The organism is Cellulosimicrobium composti (genome assembly GCF_010287905.1).
Lineage (GTDB): Bacteria > Actinomycetota > Actinomycetes > Actinomycetales > Cellulomonadaceae > Cellulosimicrobium > Cellulosimicrobium composti.
The window spans coordinates 93,279-112,296 of the sequence record NZ_JAAFAN010000005.1; the positions used below are offsets into that span (position 1 = coordinate 93,279).

The window sequence follows — 19,018 nt, forward strand, 5'->3', positions numbered from 1 at the left end:
CTCACCCGGTGCCCGCCCGCCACGCCCGGCGGCGCGTCGTGCCCGCGTCCTCCTCGCGGTCGAGCCGTGCGAGCAGCGCGGCGAGCGCCGCCGCGATCGGCTGGCCCGTCGCGTACTCGACGAACAGCCACTGCCCGGCCGGGTTGATCTCGAGGAACACGTAGTCGCCCTCGGGCGTGCAGCGCAGGTCCACCGCCCCGTACCAGAGCCCGAGCACCTCCATGAGGCGCAGGAGCCCCGCGGACACCGGCGCCGGGAGGTCGTGCGCCGCCGTCGGGCAGTGGTGGGTGTCGACGCGGAAGTCGTAGGCGTACCCCGACTCCTCGGTCCGCAGCTCCGCCGCGAACACCTGGGTCCCGACGATCGTCACGCGCACGTCGGAGCCGGCCACCGCCTCCTGGAAGATCACCGGCGCGTACCGCACGCTCTCCAGCAGGTCGAGGTCCGCCTCCCGCACGGGGCGGGTCTCGCGCCACGTCGCGGGCGTGCCGCCGAAGGGCTTGAAGATCACCCGCCCCGGCTCCCGGTGCAGGAACTCGCGCGCCCGGGCCGGGTCGTTCGTCATGCACGTGCGCGGCACGCGCAGGCCGAGACGCGCCGCGACCTGGAGCTGCCACATCTTGCGCGAGCCGGCCTCGTCGCGGTCCGGGTCGTTGACCCACGTCGCGGGCAGGCACGACCACAGCCCGGCCACCGCGGCGGCGATCTCGCCCACGGCGAACCCGCGGTCCTGGGGCGAGCGGACGTCGTCGTGCACCACGAAGGGCTGGGGGCGTCGCCACCACACGGCCCGCAGCGACGTCGCGTCGACGGCGGCCACGCCGTCCGGGCTCGTGTCGACCCAGTCGGCGTGCCACCCGCCCGAGTCCTGCGTGGACGTGAGCGAGACCGACCGCGGGGCGTGGCCGGTGTCGAGGAGCACGTGCGACGCGCCGAGCGCGTCGAGGTGGCGGACGACCTCCGTGGTGTGGAGGTCGTCCGCGTGGGACACGATGCCGATCATCGGAGGCTCCCGGCGCGGTCCGCGGTCCGGTCCACGGCGCTCACCGCCCCGCCCGGAGCCGGGCGAGGGTGGCCTCGACCGCCTCCAGGGTCGCGCGCGCCTCGGCGACGGCCTCGACGAGCGCTCCGACCACGTCGCCCTCGGCGGCCTCGCCCTCGTCGACGAGCGACTCCGCGCCCTGCACGAACGGCCGGGCACCGACGAGCGCGCCCGCCTGCGCGAGGCGCGCGACCGCCGGGTTCACCACGGGGTCGAACAGGTCGCCCGGGTCGAGCACGCCCTCGACCCGGGTGTCCGCCGGTCCCGTGCCCCCCGCGTCGCCGAGGAACCCGGTCGCGACCGGGTCGTCGGCGGCGAACCGCGTGTCGGCCTGGAAGATCGAGTCGAGCGCGCGCGGCGTCCCGGGCTGGTCCCGGAAGAAGGAGGTCCCGACCTGGTCGGCGACCGTGTGGGAGTCCGCCTGCCGGATCGTCAGGACGTCCACGGCGCGCGCCGTGTCGGCGGCCAGGAGCGTGCCGATCTGGTCGGCGGCCCTGACGGTCGCGATGACGTCCTTCGCGAGGTCGGTGAACCCGTCGTCGGCGGTCGCGGTGCGCGCCCCGTGGGGCAGCGCCTGCAGCGTGGGCGACACCGCGCGGATCCCGGCGATCGCCGTGCCGAAGTTCGACCCGGTCCCCTGCGCGTTGCAGCCGCCGTTCGTGTGCACCCCGACGAGCTCGCCCGCGGGCCCGAGGATGCCCGAGCCCGAGTTGCCGCCGAGCGTGTCGATGTCGTCGTAGCGGATCTGGTTCGTCGTCACGACCGTCGCGGGACCGGCCTCGACCCGCTTCGGCATCCCGGCCGGGTGACCGATGATCGCGAGCATGTCCCCCACGCTCGGGTTGGCGGTCGCGACGGCCGTGAACCCGTAGGTGTCCCCTGGGTTCCCGCCCACCCGCACGACCGCCATGTCGAGCCCGCCCAGTCGGTACTCGACGAGCGCGACGATCGGGAAGCTCTGCTCGGCACGCAGGGTGCCGCTCGGGTCCACCTGGTACAGCACGTTGACGTGCATGCTCGTCGCGATCTGCTGCGGCGTGATGACCTGCATGGACCCGTTCTGCCGCGGCAGGACCCACCCGTCGGCGCTCTGGTCGAACAGGTGCCCGCACGTGAGGACGAGGTCCGGGGCGATGAGCGTCCCGCTGCCCCACCGCACGCCGTCGACGTTCCCGGGGTTGGTGAAGACGCCGCCCAGCCCGCTGTTCCACTGGACCTGCACGGCCTGCTTCTGGTGGGCGGCGACGAACGCCTGCGTGACGCCCAGCGTGCCGTCGTACTGCTCGACGGGCTGGGAGTCGTCGGTCGCGCCGCAGATGGACTCGAGCATCTCGGCGTACGTGGGCTCGTCGCCCGCGACGGACTCCAGCGTCAGCGGGATCCGCTCGGGCAGCGGCGGGAAGAGCGCGTCGACGGTGTCCGGAGTCACCGGCACCTCGCGGCGCGCCGGCTTCCTGGACGACGGCTTCCTGGTTCCAGGCATGGGTTCCCCCCTCGGATCGGTCCCCCTGCACCTGGAGGGAGCGCGCGAGGAGGCGCCCGTGCCGTGATCGCGGGTCCCGGAACGGGTGAGTTGCGGCGCGGCCGGTCGCCGGCCGGTGCGCGCCGCGGCGGGCGGCGCGCACCGGCCAGCGGGTCAGCGGGCCGCCGCGACGTCGAGCACCCAGGTCACGCCGAAGCGGTCCGTGAGCATCCCGTACAGCGGCGCCCAGGCCGACGACGCGAGGGGCGCGACGACGGTCGAGCCCTCGACGAGCGCGTCCCAGTACCCCCGGACCTCCTCGACGTCGTCCCCGCGCACGGACACGAAGAACGGCGCCTCGCCCGGGCTCCAGGGGCGGTCGGCCGGGACGTCGTACGCCATGACGCGGAAGCCGCTCGGCGCGGCGACCTGGCCCCAGACCACGAGGTCGGCCTCGGCGGGGTCTCCCGCCTGCCCCAGGTCGCCGTAGGTCGTGACGACGAGGTCGCCGCCGAACACGGCGCGGTAGTGCTCGAGCGCGGCGCGCGCGTCGCCGCGGAAGTTGAGGTGCGGGGTGGTCCGGACGGACATGGTGGTCTCCCTGAGGTCGTGGTGGTCGTGGTGGACGCCCGGTTCCCCGGAGCGCCGCGGCGCACGGGCCGGTGACCCGAGCGCCCCTCGACCCTCTCCCTCGATGAGGACGGATGGTGTCCGCATTGCGCGCGAGGATGGGTCCATGACCGAGACGTCGCGCCGGACGCTTCTGCTCCTCGCGCTGCTCCAGGCGCGCCCCGACCGCACGGGCCGCGAGCTCGCGGCCCGCCTCGGCGTCGACCCCCGCACGGTGCGCCGCGACGTGGAGCGCCTGCGCGACCTCGGGTACCGGGTCGTCGCGACGCGCGGTCGCGACGGCGGCTACCGTCTCGACGCCGGCGCGGAGCTCCCGCCCCTGCTGTTCGACGACGAGCAGGTGGTCGCGCTCGCGCTCGCCCTGCGCACCGCCGCGGCGGCCGGCGCGGGCGACGCGATCGAGGAGGCGTCCGCGCGGGCGCTGACGACCGTGCGTCAGGTGCTGCCCGCGCGCCTGCGGCACCGCGTCGACGCCGTCGACGTCACGCCTGTCTCCTCGGCACCGGGCGGCTCGCCCGCGCCCGTCGACCTCGACGCGCTGCTCGCGGTGAGCGCGGCCGCACGCCGTCACGAGGTGCTGCGCTTCGACTACGCGCAGGACGGGACGCACCACGCGGCGCGGGACGTCGCACCGCCCCGGCGGGCGGAGCCGCACCACGTCGTGGTGCGCGACCGGCGCTGGTACGTCCTCGCGTGGGACCTGGACCGCGAGGACTGGCGCACGTTCCGCCTCGACCGGATGACGCCGCGGACCCCGGCGGGGCCCCGGTTCACGCCCCGCACGCTGCCCGGCGGCGACGTGCGCGCGTTCGTCGCGGCGCGCTTCGCCGGGGCGGCGGTGCCCGACGGCGACCCGGGGTCCGCGGGTGCGGGTCCCGACCGCGCGGCGTGGCCCTGCACCGGCTGGGTCGAGCTCGCCGCGCCCGCGACGGCCGTCGCGCCGTTCGTCGAGGACGGCACGGTCGAGGCGCTCGGCCCGGACCGGTGCCGGATCGGCCTCGGGTCGTGGTCGTGGGCGGGGCTCGCGGCGCGCGTCGCCGCGTTCGACGCGGACGTGCTCGCCGCCGGCCCGGCCGAGCTGATCGCGGCGTGCGCCGCCGTCGCCCGGCGCCTGGGCGCCGTGCCCGCGAGCGCCCGCCCGGACGCGGGGGCACCCGGTCGCGGCACGACCCCCGAGCCCCTACCGTCGTAGCGTCCGACCTCCGACCCCGGGACGGTCCCGATGCCCGAGCAGCCCGCCGCCCTGCCGACCCCCGCCCCGACGCCCGACGTGCTCGTCGTGGGCGCCGGGCCCGTCGGCCTCGCGCTCGCGGTCGACCTCGCCCGCCGGGGCGTCGCCGTCCGCGTCGTCGACACGCTCGCGGCGCCCACCACCGAGTCGCGCGCGATCGTCGTGCACTCGCGCACGCTCGACCACCTCCAGGCGCTCGGCGTGCTCGACGCGGTGCTGGAACGCGCCGTCGTGTCGCGCGGCATGGAGCTCTACGCGGACGGCCGCCGCCTCGCGCACGTGGGGTTCGACGGGATCGACGCCGTCCACCCGTACTCGGTGTCGCTCCTGCAGACGGACACCGAGGCCGTGCTCACCGCGCGCCTCGCCGAGCTCGGCGTCCACGTCGAGCGGTCGACGACGCTCACGGCGCTCGACGCGCGCGACGACGGCGTGGTCGCGACCGTGACCGCGCCCGACGGGACGGGCGCGACGATCGAGGCGGCGTTCGTCGTCGGCACCGACGGGGCGCGCAGCACCGTCCGCCACCTCCTCGGCCTGCGCCTCGAGGGGTCGTTCGCGGGCGAGGACTTCCTCCTCGGCGACGTCGACGGCGACCACGACTACGACCCGTCGTGCTTCCACACGTTCTTCTCCCCCGGCGAGGCGACGGGCCTGCTGTTCCCCCTGCCGGGAGACCGGGCGCGCGTCTTCGCCCAGCTGCCGCCCGGCGTCGACCCGGACCGCCCCGTCACCGTCGAGTGGCTGCAGGAGGCGCTCGACGAGCGCGGCGTGCGTCTGCGGGTCCGTGAGGCCCACTGGCTCACGCGGCTGCGGCTCAAGCACGGGCAGGTGCCCCGCTACCGCGTCGGCCGCGTCTTCCTCGCGGGCGACGCCGCCCATATCCACAGCCCGGCGGGCGGCCTCGGCATGAACACCGGCATCCACGACGCGGTGAACCTCGGCTGGAAGCTCGCGCTCGCGGTCGCGTCGGGCCGCACGGGCGCGCTCCTCGACAGCTACGAGGCCGAGCGGCACCCCGTGGGTGCGGACGTCATCGCGCTCTCGACCCGGCTCACGCGCCTCGGCACGCTGCGCAACCCCGTCGCGCAGCGCGTGCGCAACCTTGTCCTGCACCTGGGCCTCGAGTCGACGTCGCTCGACGAGCGCCTCGCCGCACGGGTCGAGCAGCAGCGCGTCCGGTACGCCGGGAGCCCCGTCGTCGCCGGGCACGGGCGCACCGTCCACCCGGGCGACTTCCTCCGCCTGCCGCGCACGCAGGTCGCCGACGCGCTCGCGCGCACGCCCGGGCACCTCGCGGTCGTGCTCCCGCGCGGCTGGCCGCGCCACCTGGCCGAGGGCGTCACCGAGCTCGTCGTCACCGAGGAGGACGAGGACGCGCTCACCGAGGCGACGGGGCTCACGCACGGCGGGATCGTCGTCGTGCGCCCGGACGGCTACGTGGGCCTGGTCGGGGACGACCCGAAGACGGGCGTCGCGCAGTACCTCGCCCTCCTCGACGGCTGAGCCCGCACGGCGCCCGGGCGGCGTGCGGCGACGGCCGGCCGTAGCGTGGGTCGTTCCCGTCCCCGGCAGATCGGCCCGCCATGACCACGCCCGTGCTCCATGACGTCCTCGTCCTCGGCGGCGGCAACGCCGGGCTGTCGCTCGCGGGGCGCCTGCGCCGCGACGGCTGCCGCGACGTCGCCGTCGTGGAGCCCAGCCCCGTCCACCGGTACCGGCCGCTGCTGTCCTACGTGGCGGGCGGCACCGCGACGCTCGACGACCTCACCCGACCTCAGGACGACGTCGTGCCGGACGGCGTGCGCCGGTACGCCGACCGGGTCGTCGCGGTCGACCCCGAGCGCTCGCTCGTGCACCTCGCGGGCGGCGAGACGCTCGGGTACGCAGACCTCGCGGTGTGCCCGGGCTCGGAGGTCGACTGGGACGCGGTGCCGGGCGCCGCGGAGGCCGTGCGCACGCCGCACGCCGCGACGAGCTACGTGCCCGATCTCGCGCCCCGCACGTGGGACATGCTGTCGGCGCTCACGTCGGGCACCGCGGTGTTCGCGATCTCCGACCGGCACGTGCCGTGCGCGCCCGTCGGGCTCAAGCCGCTCTTCCTCGCCGCCGACCACTGGCGTCGTACCGGCGTGCTCGACGCGATCCGGGTCGAGCTCGCCGTCGCGTCGCCGCGGCTCGTGGACGACCCGCGCGCCGAGCCCGCGCTGCGCGCCGCGGCCCGGCGCTACGGGGTGCGCGTGCGCACGAGCACGACGCTCGAGTCCGTCGACGCCGCGGGCCGCACGGCGCGGCTGCGCGGTCCGCACGGCACGGACGACGTCGCCTACGACGCCCTGTACCTCGCCCCGCCGCACCGCGCCCCCGCGTGGATCGCCGAGAGCGGCCTCGCGACGCCCGGCAGCGACGGCTTCGTCGCGGTGGACCCGGGCACGCTGCAGCACGTCGCGTACCCGCGCGTGTGGGGTCTCGGCGACGCGGCCGCGGCCGAGGCGATGCCGTCGGGCGGGGCGCTGCGCCGTCAGGTGCCCGTCGTGGCGCGCAACGTCCAGGCGCGCCGGACGGGCCGGTCGATGCAGCGGTACGACGGCTACTCCGTCGCACCCGTGACGACGGGTCGGGACGCGCTGCTGCTCGCCGAGTTCGACCGCGAGCGCCGTCCTGACCCGGGCTTCCCCGTGGTGGACCTTGCCCGGCCCCGGCGGAGCCTGCTCCTGTTCGACCGCTACCTGCAGCCGGAGATCTACTGGCGCCGGCTGCTGCAGGGCAAGGTGTCCTGAGCCGGGACCCGGCGCAGCACGAACAGGTACGGGCGGTCCATGCCCCTGGCCTCCATGAGGCCGAGCAGCGTGTCGTCGTCGACGGCGCGGAACGCGTCCTCGACGGGCAGCGCGTCGTAGGTCATGGCGGCCGTCGTGACGCCGCGGTGCACGACGGCGCGCACCCGCGCCCGGGGCCCGCGGGTCCCGGCGAGCGGCAGGAGCGCGCGCACGGCCCGTGCGACCGGCCCACGGCGCAGCAGCGGCGCGCACCGCAGGGCGAGCCGGAGCGGCACGACCCGGGGGTCGAGGTCGACGACGACGCCGCGCGGCCCGGCGAGCAGGAGCGGGTGCGCGTCGCCGGTGGGCTCGAACCGCTTGCCGAGCCAGCCCAGCGCCTCGAGGGTGCCGTCGAGCGGGTGGCCCGTGGGCACGCCGGAGCCGCGCCAGCGCCCGGCGAGCCCGGCCGGGTCGGCGGGCGGCAGGGCGTCGAAGAACGCGAGCGCCGCGGCGAGCGAGGTGCCGCGCTCGAGCGCGGCGAGGCGGGCGCGGCGTGCCGCGGGGGCGTCGTCCGGGTCGGTCATCGGCTCCTCCGCGGCGTCGGTCACGTGGACGCGGGTGCGCCGTCGACGGTCTCGTGCCGCTTCTGGCGCGCGAACCGTGCCGGGAGGTCCGGCCCGTCCCACACCTGGATCGCGCGCCAGATCGACGCGGCGATCGGCACGGCGAGCACCGCGCCGGTGAGCCCGGCGAGCACGGTGCCCGCGGTGAGCGCGACGAGGATGACGAGCGGGTGCAGGCGCAGCGTGCGGCCCATGACGACGGGCTGCAGCAGGTCGCCCTCGAGCTGGTTCACGCCGATGACGATCGCGACGACGACGAGCGCCTCGACCGGCCCCACGGCCACGAGCGCGACGAGCGCGCACAAGACCCCCGCGAGCGTGGCCCCGACGAGCGGGATGAACGCGAGGAGGAACACGAGGACGGACAGCGGCACGACGAGCGGGACGCCGACGAGCGCGAGGCCGATGCCGATCGCGACGGCGTCGACCGCCGCGACGATCGCGGTGCCGCGCACGTAGCCGCCGAGCGTGCGGACCGTCGTCTCGCCGATGCGTCGGCCGCGCTCGTACCGGTGGCCCTCGAACGGGCGCAGGAGGAACTCCCAGATCGCGGGCCCGTCCTTGAGGAAGAAGAACAGCACGACGACCATGACGAAGAACCCGGCGACGAAGTCGACGGTCTGGGACGCCCCGGCGAGCGCCCCCGCGCCGACGGCGTCGGACTGGAGGAGGCCCACGAGGGAGTCGCGCACGGAGGCGATCTGCTCCTCGGTGATGTCGAACGGCAGGTCCTGCACGTACGTCTGGAGCTCGTCGAAGCCCTCGACGGCCTGGTCGCGCAGCGCGGGCCACTGGCTGACGACGGCCGCGACGACGAGCCAGAGCACCCCGGCGAGCACGGCGACGAGCGCGAGAAGCGCGACGACCGTCGCGAGGAACGACGGCACGCCGCGGCGCCGCAGGAGTCCGACGAGGGGCGAGATGGCCGCGGCGAGCACGAGCGCGATGAGCACGGGGATGACGATGAGGGTCAGCCGGGTGACGACGAACACGGCGACGGCCACGAGCGCGAGGACGGCGAGGACCTGCACCGAGCGCGTGCCCGCGCGGCCGAGGCCGTCGGACCACGGCGCAGAGGCACCGGCCGGGCGCGGCGCCCGGGCGGCCGGGTCGGGCGCGTCCGTCACGGGCGCCCCCGCGCCGGGCTCGGACGGCTCGGGCCCGTCGTCGGCGGTGCGCGTCCCGGCCGCGTCGTCGACCCGGTCCGCGTCGCGTCCCCCCGACTCCCCCGACCGGCGTCTGCCCAGACCCATCCCGTCTCCTTCCCGTGGCGCGTGACCGCCAGCGTGGCACGATCACGGCTCACCCGCCGGGCGTCGTCGTGCCGGTGACAGGACGCCCGAGGTGAGGGGCCGCCCCGCTAGCGCTGGACGCGGTAGCGCAGGAGCACGACCGTGTCGACGATCGTGCGGGCCTCGACGAGGCGGAGGTCGACGCGGCGCGCCTCCTGCGGGAAGAACGGCAGGCCGCCCCCCACGAGCACGGGGTGGACGATCGCGCGGTACTCGTCGATCAGGTCGTGCCGGGCGGCCTCGGCGGCGAGCATCGCCCCGCCGATCGCGATCTCGCCGTCGCCGGGCTCGGCGCGCAGGCGCGCGATCTCGTCGGCGACGGTGCCCGTGGCGAGGCGGGTGTTCGTGCCCGTCACGTCCGTGAGGGTCCTGGAGAAGACGACCTTGGGCAGCGCCTTCCAGAGCTCGGCCCAGGTGCGGTCCGCCTCGTCGAACGTGGCCTGCGCCTCGGGGTCCTCCCAGTAGCTCATCGTCTCGTAGAGCCGGCGTCCGAGCAGGTGGGTCCCCGGCCCCGCGGATCTCGTCCGTCCAGTACCGGAACACCTCGGGCGCCGGGTCGCTCCAGCCGATCCCACCCTCGGGGTCGGCGACGTAGCCGTCCGCCGAGACGTTCATCGAGTAGGTCACGTCGCGCATGGGTCGTCTCCTCCGATCGGGTGCACGAGGTCCTGACTCCGGGCGGACGCCGTTCTCGTCGGTCGGGACGCACCTGCCGGGGAGGCGATCAGCCGGTCACGGACAGGGCGATCACGGCCACGCCGAGGACCGCGTCGAGCGCGCAGCAGAACTCTGCGAGCGTGGGCGCGACGACGCGTCGCGTCCGCAGGTGGTGGACGTCCCACGCGGCGTGCCCGAGCAGCCCTGCGCCCACGAGCAGCCCTGCCCAGGGCTGGCCGAGGGCGGCGACCGCGAGGGCGACGGCGACCGCCGCGACGAGGGCGACGAGCTGCAGGGGCAGCCCCCACGCGGGGCGGATCTCGCCCCGGGCGAGCCCGTACACGGCGAGGACCGCGACGAGCGCGACCATCGCCCACAGCGGGTCGACGCCGGGCAGGGCGTACCCGAGACCGATGAGCACGAACGTCAGGCCGAACAGCGGCCACGCTGCGGAGCGCCGGCCGAGAGCGGCGGAGCCCAGGTACACGAAGGCGGCGGCCACGAGCACGCGCGCGACCTGGTCGAGGTCGGAGACCCCGACCGCCAGGGCGACGGCGAGCGCCGCGCCGAACAGGACCCCGGCGGCGAGCGGCCAGAGCCGCGGGCGCCCCGCGGCCCGCCCGTCGCGGTCGCGCTCCGCCTCACGCTCGGGCTCGCGCTCGGCCTCGCGTGCGGCGTCGCGTGCGGCGTCGCGGCCGGCGGCGCTCACGACCGCTCCCGGGTCGCGAGCGCGCCGACCTCCGGGACCGGCCGGCCGGGCGGGGTGAACGCGGCGAGGGCGGTCGCGGCGATGGTCGTCGCCGCCTCCGCGGGCGCGAGGCGACCGGCCTCGATCTCGGCCGCGGCGCCGTGCATGAGCCGGTGCAGCGTGCCGACCAACCACGTCGCGGACAGGTCCGTGCGGAACACGCCCTCCGCGCGCCCGCGCTCGACGAGACCCTCGGCGCGCTGCATCGGCCGGGCGTGCAGCTCGCGCATCCGCTCCTCCGACAGCGCGTCGAACGCCGCGGTGACGAGCGAGCCGATCTGCACGATCGTCAGCCAGCTCTGCTCGACGAGGCGGACCAGGGCGTCGCGCGCGTCGCCCGAGAGGTCGACCTGGTCGAGCGCGGCGTCGCCCTCCTCGATCGCGCGGGTGACCACGGCGTCGACGAGCTCGGCCCGGCTCGCGAAGTGCCCGTAGAGCGTGACCCGACCGACCCCCGCGGTCCTCGCGATCTCCGCGACGCTCGCGTCCGGGTCCCGGCTCAGGCACACGGCAGCGGCGTCGAGGATCGCCCGGACGTTGCGTCGCGCGTCGGCGCGCTTGGCCTGGCGCTGTCCCCCGTGGCTCGGCATGTCGACCTCCTTTGTCGAACAGCACTGTACGAGCTCTTGTCGAACAGCACTGTACGCGTTAGCGTGCTGCACTCTCAACCCGAACACGGGTGTTCACCTCGGAGGCGGTCATGACAGATCCCGACGTGCACGTCACCACCACCCCGCGCACCACCCCGTACCCGAGACGCTGGCGGATCCTCGCGCTCCTCGGGGCGGCGCAGCTCATGCTCGTCCTCGACGTCACGGTCGTGACGGTCGCGCTGCCCGTGATCGGGAACGACCTCGCGCTCGACCGTGGCGCGCTGACGTGGGTCGTCAGCGCCTACACGCTCGTCTTCGGCGGGCTCATGCTCCTCGGCGGACGGCTCGCGGACCGGTTCGGGTCCCGGCGCCTCGTCCTGACCGGGCTCGCCGTCTTCACGCTTGCGTCGCTCCTCGCCGGGCTCGCGGGCAGCCCCGGGCTCCTGCTCGCCGGGCGCGTGGCACAGGGCGTCGGCGCGGCCCTGCTCTCACCCGCGGCCCTGTCCGCGGTCGTCACGACGTTCGACGGCGACGAGCGCAACCGCGCCCTCGGCGTGTGGTCGGCGCTCAGCGGCGGCGGCGCCGCGATCGGCGTGCTCCTCGGCGGTCTCCTGACGGGGGGCCCGGGCTGGCCGTGGATCTTCTTCATCAACGTGCCGGTCGGCGCGGCGCTCCTCGTCGCGCTCGTGCGCCTCCTGCCCGCCGGCGTCGTCGGCGCGGACCGGCGTCGGCTCGACCTGCTCGGCGCGGTACTCGTCACGGCCGCCACCGGCGCGGTGATCTCCGCGCTCGTCGGGGCGGGCGACCGCGGCTGGACGGACGCCGCGACCCTCGTGCGGGTCGGCGTCGGCGTGCTGCTGTACGTCGCGTTCGCGAGGCGGCAGCGCACGGCCGCGGAGCCGCTCATGGACCTGCGCCTGCTCGCGCGGCGCGCCGTGCGCGCGGGCACGTTCCTCGTCCTGGTGGCGACGGCGCTCATGATCGCGGTGTTCTTCCTCGGCTCGTTCCTGCTGCAGCGCGTGCACGGCCTCGGGCCGGTGGCGACCGGCCTGCTCTTCCTGCCCGTCGCGCTCGCGACCATGGCGGGGTCGCAGCTCGCGGGCACCGTGCTCGGCCGCACGGGCGGGCGACCGCTCGCGCTCGTCGCCGCCGTCGTCGTCGCGGGCGGGCTCGCGCTCCCCGCGACCCTCGACGGCACGCTCGTCTCCGTGGTGGGCATGGCGGTCGCGGCCGCGGGGATCGGCGCGCTGTTCGTCGTCGCGTCCGCGACGGCGCTCGGCCGGGTGGCGCCGCACGAGGCGGGGATCGCGTCAGGGATCGTCAGCACGTTCCACGAGTTCGGCGCGGCGCTCGGTGCCGCCGTCGTGTCGAGCGTCGCGGCGGCCGGGGTCGCCGGCGGCGCGGCGAGCGGCATCGAGGCCGGGTTCGGGTTCGCGGCCCTCACCGCGCTCGTGGCGGGCGTGATCGCGGTCCTCCTGCTCCCGCGCCGGTGACCGGCTTCTCGTAGCGGCGGCACGGGACCACGACGACGCCCCCGGCGACCTCGGCCGCGTAGTCGAGAGGGCCGGCGTCGACCCACCCGGAGCGCTCGTAGAACCGGCGGGCGCGCGCGTTGCCCGCCACGACCGCGAGCCACGCCCGGTCGTGACCGGCGTCCGCGACGACGCTCTCGGCGCGGGCCAGGAGCGCCGCCGCCACGCCGCTCCCCCGCGCCGCGGCGTCGACGTACACCTGCTCGACCTCGGCGTCGACGACGACCACGAACCCGCGCACCGCGCCGCCCGCCTCCGCGACCCACGTGCTCGCGAGGCGGGCGCGCACGCGCGGCGGGTAGCTCGCCGCGGTCCGGTGCCGGTAGAACTCGTCGGGCACGTGGCCCGCGTGGCCGTCGGCCCAGCCGTCGTGCCAGATGCGCGCGATCGCGTCGGCGTCGTCGAGCGACGCGCGGCGCACCCGGACGGCGGTCACGGCCGGGACGCGAAGAGGTCGAGACCCAGCGACCGCGCGAGGTGCGAGCACGCCCTCCGGCCCCGCACGGAGTTCCCCGCGTCGTCGAGGCGCGGGGAGAACGTCCCGACCGCGCCCTTGCCGGGCGAGACCATGACGATGCCCCCGGAGATGCCGCTCTTGGCGGGCACCCCCACCTCGAACAGCCACTCGCCCGACCGCTCGTACATCCCGGTCGACGTGAGGACGCTGACGGTGTCCCGCGCGATGGGCGCGTCGACGACCTGCTCGCGCGTGAGCGGGTTGACCCCGCCGTTCGCGAGCGTGACACCCATGACGGCGAGGTCGCGCGCGTCCACGAGCAGGGAGCACTGCCGGGTGTACGCGTCGACGACGCCCAGCGCGTCACCGCTCAGCCGCCCGTGCCCCTCGAGGAGCAGCGCGAGCCCCTCGTTGCGCTGGTTCGCCTGCGACTCCGACCGGTACACCGCGTCGTCGACCGCGAGGTCGCGACCGGCGAACCGCGACAGCCCGCGGACCAGGAAGTCCCACCGCTCCGCGCGCGACTCCCCCGGCGCGAGGCCGGTCGCGGCGATCGCGCCCGCGTTCACCATCGGGTTCATGGGGTGGCCCTCGTCGTGCTCGATCGCCAGGACGGAGTCGAACGGCACGCCCGTGTTGTCCACGCCGACGCGCTCGAGCACGGCGTCGTGGCCGATCTCCTGGCACACGAGCGCGTAGACGAACGCCTTCGAGATCGACTGGATCGTGAACCGGTGCCGGGCGTCGCCCCGTACGTGCTCGGCGCCGGCGGTGTCCACGAGCGCGACGCCGAAGAGGTCGGGGTCTGCGTCCGCGAGCGCCGGGACGTCCTCGACGACCACGCCGTCGTCGAGGTCGCGGAACCGCTCGTAGGCGGCGTCGAGCGCCGCCTCGACGTCGTCGTGCCCGGGCAGGGACCCGGTCGAGACCGTGGTGGGGGTGTCGTGGCTCATCCTCAGCGACGCTACCCGCGGACCTGCGGCCTCGCGCGGGACCGGCGCGTGCCGTCCCCCGGGGCCTAGAAGAGCGGCCAGGGGACGGCGGGCATGTCCCCCTCCGGGTGCGGGAACCGGGCCGCGGAGAGCAGCCGCTCGCAGCGTCGCGCGAGCTCCGCGACCTCGTCGGGCGTGAGCAGCCCGGCGAGGCGGCGCGCCAGGTCGCCGTCGAGGTCCGGGCCCAGGTCGGTGCGGACCCGGGCCACGCCGGCGCGCTCGTCGTCGTCGAGGCTCGCCCCGAGCCAGCCCCACAGGACCGTGCGGAGCTTGGGCTCGACGTGGAACGTGACGCCGTGATCCACGCCGAGGCGGCGGCCGTCGGCGAGCGGCAGCACGTGCCCGCCCTTGCGGTCGGCGTTGTTGACGACGGCGTCGAACACGGCCATGCGGCGCAGCGCCGCGGAGTCCTCGTGCACCAGGGTGACGGGCCGGTCGGCGTCGTCGACGCCCTCGAGGACCGTGCGCACGCCCTCGGCCGGCACCTCGCCGGTGGGGACGACGTCCACCGGCGACTGCGCGGCGTCGACCTCCTGCCAGAGCTGCACCATGCCGGGCCCGTGCGGCCCGTCGCGCAGCCACGTGCGCGGCACGATCCCCCAGCCGGTCGACTCCGAGACGAGGTACGCCGCGACCTCGCGTCCCGCAAGCGTGCCGTCGGGGAAGTCCCACAGCGGCCGCTCGCCCGCGACGGGCTTGTAGACGACGGGGACGTCGCCGACGCGCGCGAGGAACGTCGCGTTGGACGCGGCGCGGATGCGGCCGACGACCTCGAGCGGCGCGGCGTCGAGGTCGGCGTGCGGGACCGTCACTCCTCGTCGGGGAGCACGCACTCGTGCCCGTCGGGGTCGACGGGCAGGCCGCACCGGGGGCAGGCGGGGCGTCCGGCGCGCACGACGGCGCGCGTGCGCTGCGCGAACGCGCGCGCCGTGCCGACGGGCATCCGGACGACGAGCGCCTCCTCCGGCTCCGGCTCGTCCGCCTCGGGGTCGAGGTCGTCGTCGTCGACGAGCGGGAACGCCTCGACGACGACCTGCGCCGTGCGCGGGTCCCACGAGAGGCGCATCGAGCCCGTGCGGAACTCCTCCTCGAGCGGGAGGTCCAGCGGGTCGTCGTCGACGAGCTCGGCCGGCACGTCCGCGGGGACGCTGTACCGGTTGTCGGGCGCCTCCATCAGCTCGTCGAGGAGGCGCTGGATGGTCTCGGCCAGGACGGCGGACTGCTCCTTCTCCAGGGCGACGCTCGTCGTCCGCGTCCCCGCGCGGGCCTGGAGGTAGAAGGTGCGGGACCCCGGCATGCCGACGGTCCCCACGACGACGCGGTCCGGCCAGTCGTACTCGTGCACGAGAGTGGGCATGTCCTCACTCTACGAGCGGCGCCGCCGCCCGTGGAGGGTGGTCACGGGTCGGACGTCAGGAGGGGCGCATCTCCGTCGGGTCGTCGGCGGGGGCCGGTCCGGCGCCGCCCCCGACCGGGGCGTCGCCGACCGGTGCGGCGCCGCGCAGCCACGAGAGATCGCCCGCGTCGGTGTTCACCGCCACGACCTCGGGGCGGTGCGGCCCGTACCGAACGATGGAGATCGAGGCCGGGCCGACGACGATGCGCTGGAACAGGTCGAGGTGCATGCCGAGCGCGTCCGCGAGGACGGACTTGATGACGTCGCCGTGCGACACCGCCGCCCACACCGCGTCCGCCCCGAACCGCTCCGCGACCTCCGCGTCGTGGCGCCGCACGGCCTCCACGCCCCGGGCCTGCATCGCGGCCAGCGACTCACCGCCCGGGAAGACCGCCGCCGACGGCTGCGTCTGCACGACCGACCACAACGGCTCGGCGGCCAGGTCCTTCAGCGCGCGCCCCTGCCACTTCCCGTAGTCGCACTCGGTGATGCCGTGCTCGGTCGTCGTCTCCGGGACGTCCGGCTGCTGCTCGACCAGCGCCTGCGCGGTCTGGCGGCACCGCTCCAGCGGGCTCGTCACGACGCGTGAGAGGGGGATGGCCGCGACACGCCTCGCAGCCCGGACCGCCTGGTCCTCGCCCGTGGCGTCGAGCCGCACCCCGCCCGCGCGGCCGGCGAGGATCCCGCCCGCGTTCGCGGTCGTGCGGCCATGACGGACGAGGAGGACGGTCGGCATGGCCCGAGCGTAGTCGCCCGTCGACGGCGGGCGCGGGCCGGCGTGACGGGTTCCTGGACGGCGCGAGCGCCGCTGTCAGCCCGATGCCCCACCCGCGCTGCTCGTCCGCATCCCCTCGACGATCAGGTCGACGAACCGTCGCGCGTGCCGGACGGCCTCCGGGCGGTCGGCGACCGCGACGGCGCGCACGGCGGTCAGCGCCAGGAGCAGGTCGCTGCCGCCCAGGTCGGGGCGGGCGTCGGACTCGCCCCGGAGCCGCTCCGCGAGCGTCGACAGGTGCGTGCGCACCGCGCGCTGGAACGTCGTCATGAGGGGTGTCTCGCGGTTCTCGGCGAGCAACGACCCGGCGAACCCCGGCGCCGCGACCTCGAGCTCGGCCACCGCCTCGAGCGCCCGGCGCACGCCGTCCCACGGCGCGTCGACCTCGACCGCCTCCTCGAGCAGCGCGAGGCAGTGACGCACCTCGGCGTCGAAGACGGCGTCCACGAGATCGCTCCGCGTCGCGAAGTGGCGGTACAGCGTCGCGGTGCCCACGTGCGCGCGGCGCGCGATCGCCGCCGCGGGCACGTCGAACCCCTCGGCGACGAAGAGCTCACGGGCCGCGGCGAGGAGCCGAGCGCGGTTGCGGACGACGTCCCGTCGCGACGGACCAGGCATGGCAGGTGCTCCCATCCGAGAGGATCACGAGGCTCGGCCTCTCAGTTCACCGCGAAACGGGCGATGGTGCCCACTTTCCGTCCTAGCGTCGCCGAGACACGCACGACCACGGCACCCAAGGAGCCCTCGATGACCGACACGTCCGCAGACCCGATGAAGGCCGCCTCGTTCGCGCGATTCGGCGCACCCGACGTCCTGGACGTCGTGGAGCGGCACCGCCCCCGGGCGGGCGCGGGCGAGGTCGTCGTCCGCGTCGACGCCACGACGGTGAACGGCGGCGAGATCGCCCAACGGCGCGGGAAGCTGCAATGGATCGTGCGCACCGCCCTCCCCGCCTACCCCGGCGTCGACCTGGCCGGCGAGATCGTCGAGACGGGACCCGGTGCGACCACGTTCCGACCCGGCGAGCTCGTCTGGGGGACGGTCGACGAACGCGGTCCCGACGGGACGGCGGCCGAGTACGTCGCCGTCCCCGCCGGACGTCTCGCGCGGATGCCTCAGGGATGGACACCGCAGGACGCGGTCTCCCTCGTGGCCGGCGGCGCGACCGCGCTCATCGGCCTGCGGGACAAGGCACGCCTGCAGCCCGGGGAACGGCTGCTCGTTCGAGGCGCGGCAGGAGGGGTCGGCAGCGTCGCGGTGCAGGTGGGGAAGGCCTGGGGAGCGCACGTCACCGCGCTGGCCCACCCGCGCAGCTTCCCGTTCGTCCGCTCTCTCGGCGCGGACGAGGTGATCGACTACCGACGACCGTTGTCCGACCTCGACCGCTTCGACGTGATCCTCGACACGCGTGGCACCGAGCTGTGGCGCCTGCGCCGGAAGCTGGAACGCTCGGGACGCATGGTCGCGATCGCGTTCGACGTCGACCGTCCGCGGCGCAGCCTCGCGACCATCGCCGCGTCCGCCGTGTTCGGCCCGCGACGCATCCGGTTCTTCCTGGGCCGCCCCGTGCCCGACCTGTTCGACGAGCTGCGACGCTACGCCGAGGACGGGTCACTGCGTTCCGTCGCCGACCGGGTCTATCCCCTCGAGCGCATCCAGGACGCCCACGCCCACGCCGAGGCGGGGGGCGTGCATGGCAAGATTGTCGTGGCACCTGGGGTCTCGTCGACGGCGGCGGTCGACCCCAGGGGCGCGTGACGGTCCGTACGCCGACCGGAGCCGGAGGCCGCGCCCCCCGGCACCGGTCTCCGGCCTGGACCCGTACCCGTCGTGAGGGTGACCCGGCACGCGGGGGCATCCGCACTGGCATCCTCGACAGCGACACTCCGCGCTAGAGCAGAGCACGGCTCACTCCCGCGTCGCGGGACACGTCAGCACCCGGAAGCGCTCATAAGCACTCAGGTGAACGGCATGCACTCCCAAGACGGCACCGAGCGGGATCACGTAGTACGAGAGGTCGCCGTCGACGACGAAGAACTCATCGATCTCCTCCGCGTCGTAGAGCGTGCGCCCCCGACGCGACGTCGAGAGGTATACCTTCCATGAGCTGCCCTCCCGCGTCGTCGTCGTCTTGACCTGGACGCGCCGGATGTCCGCTCCAGCACCGACGAGCAGGTCGTACCGCGCGGGTTCCAGGGGCCAGGAGACGTTCGCGCCACACAGGGTGTACCAACCCGCCGCGAGCAGAGCCCCCGCGCGACTGAGATGGACGATGTCCGGGACGAGCTCGACACCCTGTGCGGGCGCCGAGGCTGAGTCCAGGTGGTCAACCTCAACACCGAGACGGGCGGCGTGGCCATTCACCGTCGTGGTCGCGGACCCGCCTTGGAGCCCCAACGCGGCAGTCACGTCGGCCCAGGACCTTGCCTCCGCCGCCGACGCACGCAACTGGGCGTCGCTCCACCGCCGCCGGCCCGTGAAGTGGCCGTAGTCGATCTCCAGCCGCTCGGCGTGGGACCGAACCGACCGCGCTGCTGCGGAGGACGTTCCGAGGAGACCGAGCGCCCGAAGGACCCCGCGCCAGGACGTCGACGCCGCGACAGCGGCCACCAGGTCGTCGTCCGTGTACGTCCGCTTCGCCCCCATGGTCCTCGAACCTAGGCGGAGTCACCCACAACCCGGCACGACGCCGAGGTACTCCGCGGCGAGCGGGTTTCATCGACAAGTCCGTCGCTTGCCCGCAGTGACAGGTGGGGCTGCTGCACGGATCTGTGACATCTCAGATCGCTTGCTCGCCGAGCAGGCTGGAAGGATGTTGCTGTGCCCAGG

The 19,018-nt window shown here is 75.6% G+C and carries 20 protein-coding genes; 5 read left to right on the forward strand and 15 right to left on the reverse strand.

The genetic code is table 11. The annotated features are described in order from the left end of the window. Position 1: 1 nt before the first annotated feature. The 3 genes from GYH36_RS02560 to GYH36_RS02570 form a co-directional block, all read right to left on the reverse strand. The gene (locus GYH36_RS02560; RefSeq protein WP_162289008.1) at positions 2-1,003 is read right to left on the reverse strand and encodes an MvdC/MvdD family ATP grasp protein; all 1,002 of its coding nucleotides are present in this window, start codon (positions 1,001-1,003) and stop codon (positions 2-4) included. 40 nt (positions 1,004-1,043) lie between these two features. Further along, positions 1,044-2,525 carry a trypsin-like serine peptidase gene (locus GYH36_RS02565; protein WP_162289009.1) on the reverse strand — a complete coding sequence of 494 codons (1,482 nt, stop codon included), beginning with the start codon at positions 2,523-2,525 and terminating at the stop codon, positions 1,044-1,046. A gap of 153 nt (positions 2,526-2,678) precedes the next feature. Beyond that, positions 2,679-3,095: a VOC family protein gene (locus tag GYH36_RS02570; protein WP_024839740.1), complete on the reverse strand. Its 417-nt coding sequence runs from the start codon at positions 3,093-3,095 to the stop codon at positions 2,679-2,681. 145 nt (positions 3,096-3,240) lie between these two features. Between GYH36_RS02570 and GYH36_RS02575 the strand changes: the two genes are divergently transcribed. The 3 genes from GYH36_RS02575 to GYH36_RS02585 all read left to right on the forward strand — a co-directional run bounded on the left by GYH36_RS02575 (position 3,241) and on the right by GYH36_RS02585 (position 7,145). Then, positions 3,241-4,326 (forward strand): helix-turn-helix transcriptional regulator, encoded by a 1,086-nt coding sequence (locus GYH36_RS02575; protein WP_162289010.1) that lies wholly within the window; start codon positions 3,241-3,243, stop codon positions 4,324-4,326. A 30-nt stretch (positions 4,327-4,356) separates the two neighbouring features. Further along, positions 4,357-5,871, forward strand: coding sequence for an FAD-dependent monooxygenase (locus GYH36_RS02580; protein ID WP_081772215.1), 1,515 nt, complete (start codon positions 4,357-4,359; stop codon positions 5,869-5,871). Positions 5,872-5,951: 80 nt separating this feature from the next. Then, positions 5,952-7,145, forward strand: coding sequence for an NAD(P)/FAD-dependent oxidoreductase (locus GYH36_RS02585; RefSeq protein WP_115942585.1), 1,194 nt, complete (start codon positions 5,952-5,954; stop codon positions 7,143-7,145). On the opposite strand, the gene GYH36_RS02590 is transcribed toward GYH36_RS02585, so the two are convergent. The 5 genes from GYH36_RS02590 to GYH36_RS02610 all read right to left on the reverse strand — a co-directional run bounded on the left by GYH36_RS02590 (position 7,109) and on the right by GYH36_RS02610 (position 11,034). Further along, positions 7,109-7,732 (reverse strand): DUF4334 domain-containing protein, encoded by a 624-nt coding sequence (locus tag GYH36_RS02590; protein WP_312028476.1) that lies wholly within the window; start codon positions 7,730-7,732, stop codon positions 7,109-7,111. The genes GYH36_RS02585 and GYH36_RS02590 overlap by 37 nt on opposite strands. Then, complete coding sequence (locus tag GYH36_RS02595; RefSeq protein ID WP_246209128.1) at positions 7,729-9,000, reverse strand: AI-2E family transporter; 1,272 nt, start codon at positions 8,998-9,000, stop codon at positions 7,729-7,731. The genes GYH36_RS02590 and GYH36_RS02595 overlap by 4 nt, the downstream gene beginning before the upstream one ends. Positions 9,001-9,107: 107 nt before the next feature. Further along, complete coding sequence (locus GYH36_RS02600; RefSeq protein ID WP_203231495.1) at positions 9,108-9,509, reverse strand: dihydrofolate reductase family protein; 402 nt, start codon at positions 9,507-9,509, stop codon at positions 9,108-9,110. Between the two features lie 254 nt (positions 9,510-9,763). Beyond that, the gene (locus GYH36_RS02605; RefSeq protein WP_162289011.1) at positions 9,764-10,405 is read right to left on the reverse strand and encodes a hypothetical protein; all 642 of its coding nucleotides are present in this window, start codon (positions 10,403-10,405) and stop codon (positions 9,764-9,766) included. Then, positions 10,402-11,034, reverse strand: coding sequence for a TetR/AcrR family transcriptional regulator (locus GYH36_RS02610; RefSeq protein WP_162289012.1), 633 nt, complete (start codon positions 11,032-11,034; stop codon positions 10,402-10,404). The genes GYH36_RS02605 and GYH36_RS02610 overlap by 4 nt, the downstream gene beginning before the upstream one ends. Before the next feature lie 110 nt (positions 11,035-11,144). On the opposite strand from GYH36_RS02610, the gene GYH36_RS02615 reads away from it, so the two are divergent. Beyond that, on the forward strand, positions 11,145-12,530 hold the full coding sequence (locus GYH36_RS02615) for an MFS transporter (RefSeq protein WP_162289013.1): 1,386 nt from the start codon (positions 11,145-11,147) through the stop codon (positions 12,528-12,530). Here GYH36_RS02615 and GYH36_RS02620 read toward each other — a convergent pair. The 6 genes from GYH36_RS02620 to GYH36_RS02645 all read right to left on the reverse strand — a co-directional run bounded on the left by GYH36_RS02620 (position 12,478) and on the right by GYH36_RS02645 (position 16,807). Beyond that, positions 12,478-13,005, reverse strand: coding sequence for a GNAT family N-acetyltransferase (locus GYH36_RS02620; RefSeq protein ID WP_162289014.1), 528 nt, complete (start codon positions 13,003-13,005; stop codon positions 12,478-12,480). The two genes, GYH36_RS02615 and GYH36_RS02620, sit on opposite strands and share 53 nt — an antisense overlap. Further along, positions 13,002-13,979 (reverse strand): glutaminase A, encoded by a 978-nt coding sequence (gene glsA, locus GYH36_RS02625; protein ID WP_162289015.1) that lies wholly within the window; start codon positions 13,977-13,979, stop codon positions 13,002-13,004. The genes GYH36_RS02620 and glsA overlap by 4 nt, the downstream gene beginning before the upstream one ends. Before the next feature lie 65 nt (positions 13,980-14,044). After that, on the reverse strand, positions 14,045-14,830 hold the full coding sequence (locus GYH36_RS02630) for an Rv2133c family protein (protein ID WP_162289016.1): 786 nt from the start codon (positions 14,828-14,830) through the stop codon (positions 14,045-14,047). Then, a complete protein-coding gene (locus tag GYH36_RS02635) occupies positions 14,827-15,375 on the reverse strand; it encodes an Rv2134c family protein (protein ID WP_024839751.1) in 549 nt (182 codons plus the stop codon). Before GYH36_RS02635 ends, GYH36_RS02630 begins: the two co-directional genes overlap by 4 nt. 55 nt (positions 15,376-15,430) lie before the next feature. Further along, positions 15,431-16,150, reverse strand: coding sequence for an Rv2135c family putative phosphatase (locus tag GYH36_RS02640; protein WP_162289017.1), 720 nt, complete (start codon positions 16,148-16,150; stop codon positions 15,431-15,433). Positions 16,151-16,225: 75 nt separating this feature from the next. Beyond that, a complete protein-coding gene (locus tag GYH36_RS02645) occupies positions 16,226-16,807 on the reverse strand; it encodes a TetR/AcrR family transcriptional regulator (protein WP_162289018.1) in 582 nt (193 codons plus the stop codon). 129 nt (positions 16,808-16,936) lie between these two features. On the opposite strand from GYH36_RS02645, the gene GYH36_RS02650 reads away from it, so the two are divergent. Continuing rightward, positions 16,937-17,947, forward strand: a complete 1,011-nt coding sequence (locus GYH36_RS02650) for an NAD(P)-dependent alcohol dehydrogenase (protein ID WP_246209129.1) — start codon at positions 16,937-16,939, stop codon at positions 17,945-17,947. Between the two features lie 150 nt (positions 17,948-18,097). Here the strand turns inward: GYH36_RS02650 and GYH36_RS02655 are convergent, their stop codons facing one another. Then, entirely contained in the window at positions 18,098-18,835 is a 738-nt protein-coding gene (locus tag GYH36_RS02655) for a group I intron-associated PD-(D/E)XK endonuclease (protein ID WP_162289019.1), read from the reverse strand. Positions 18,836-19,018 lie beyond the last annotated feature (183 nt).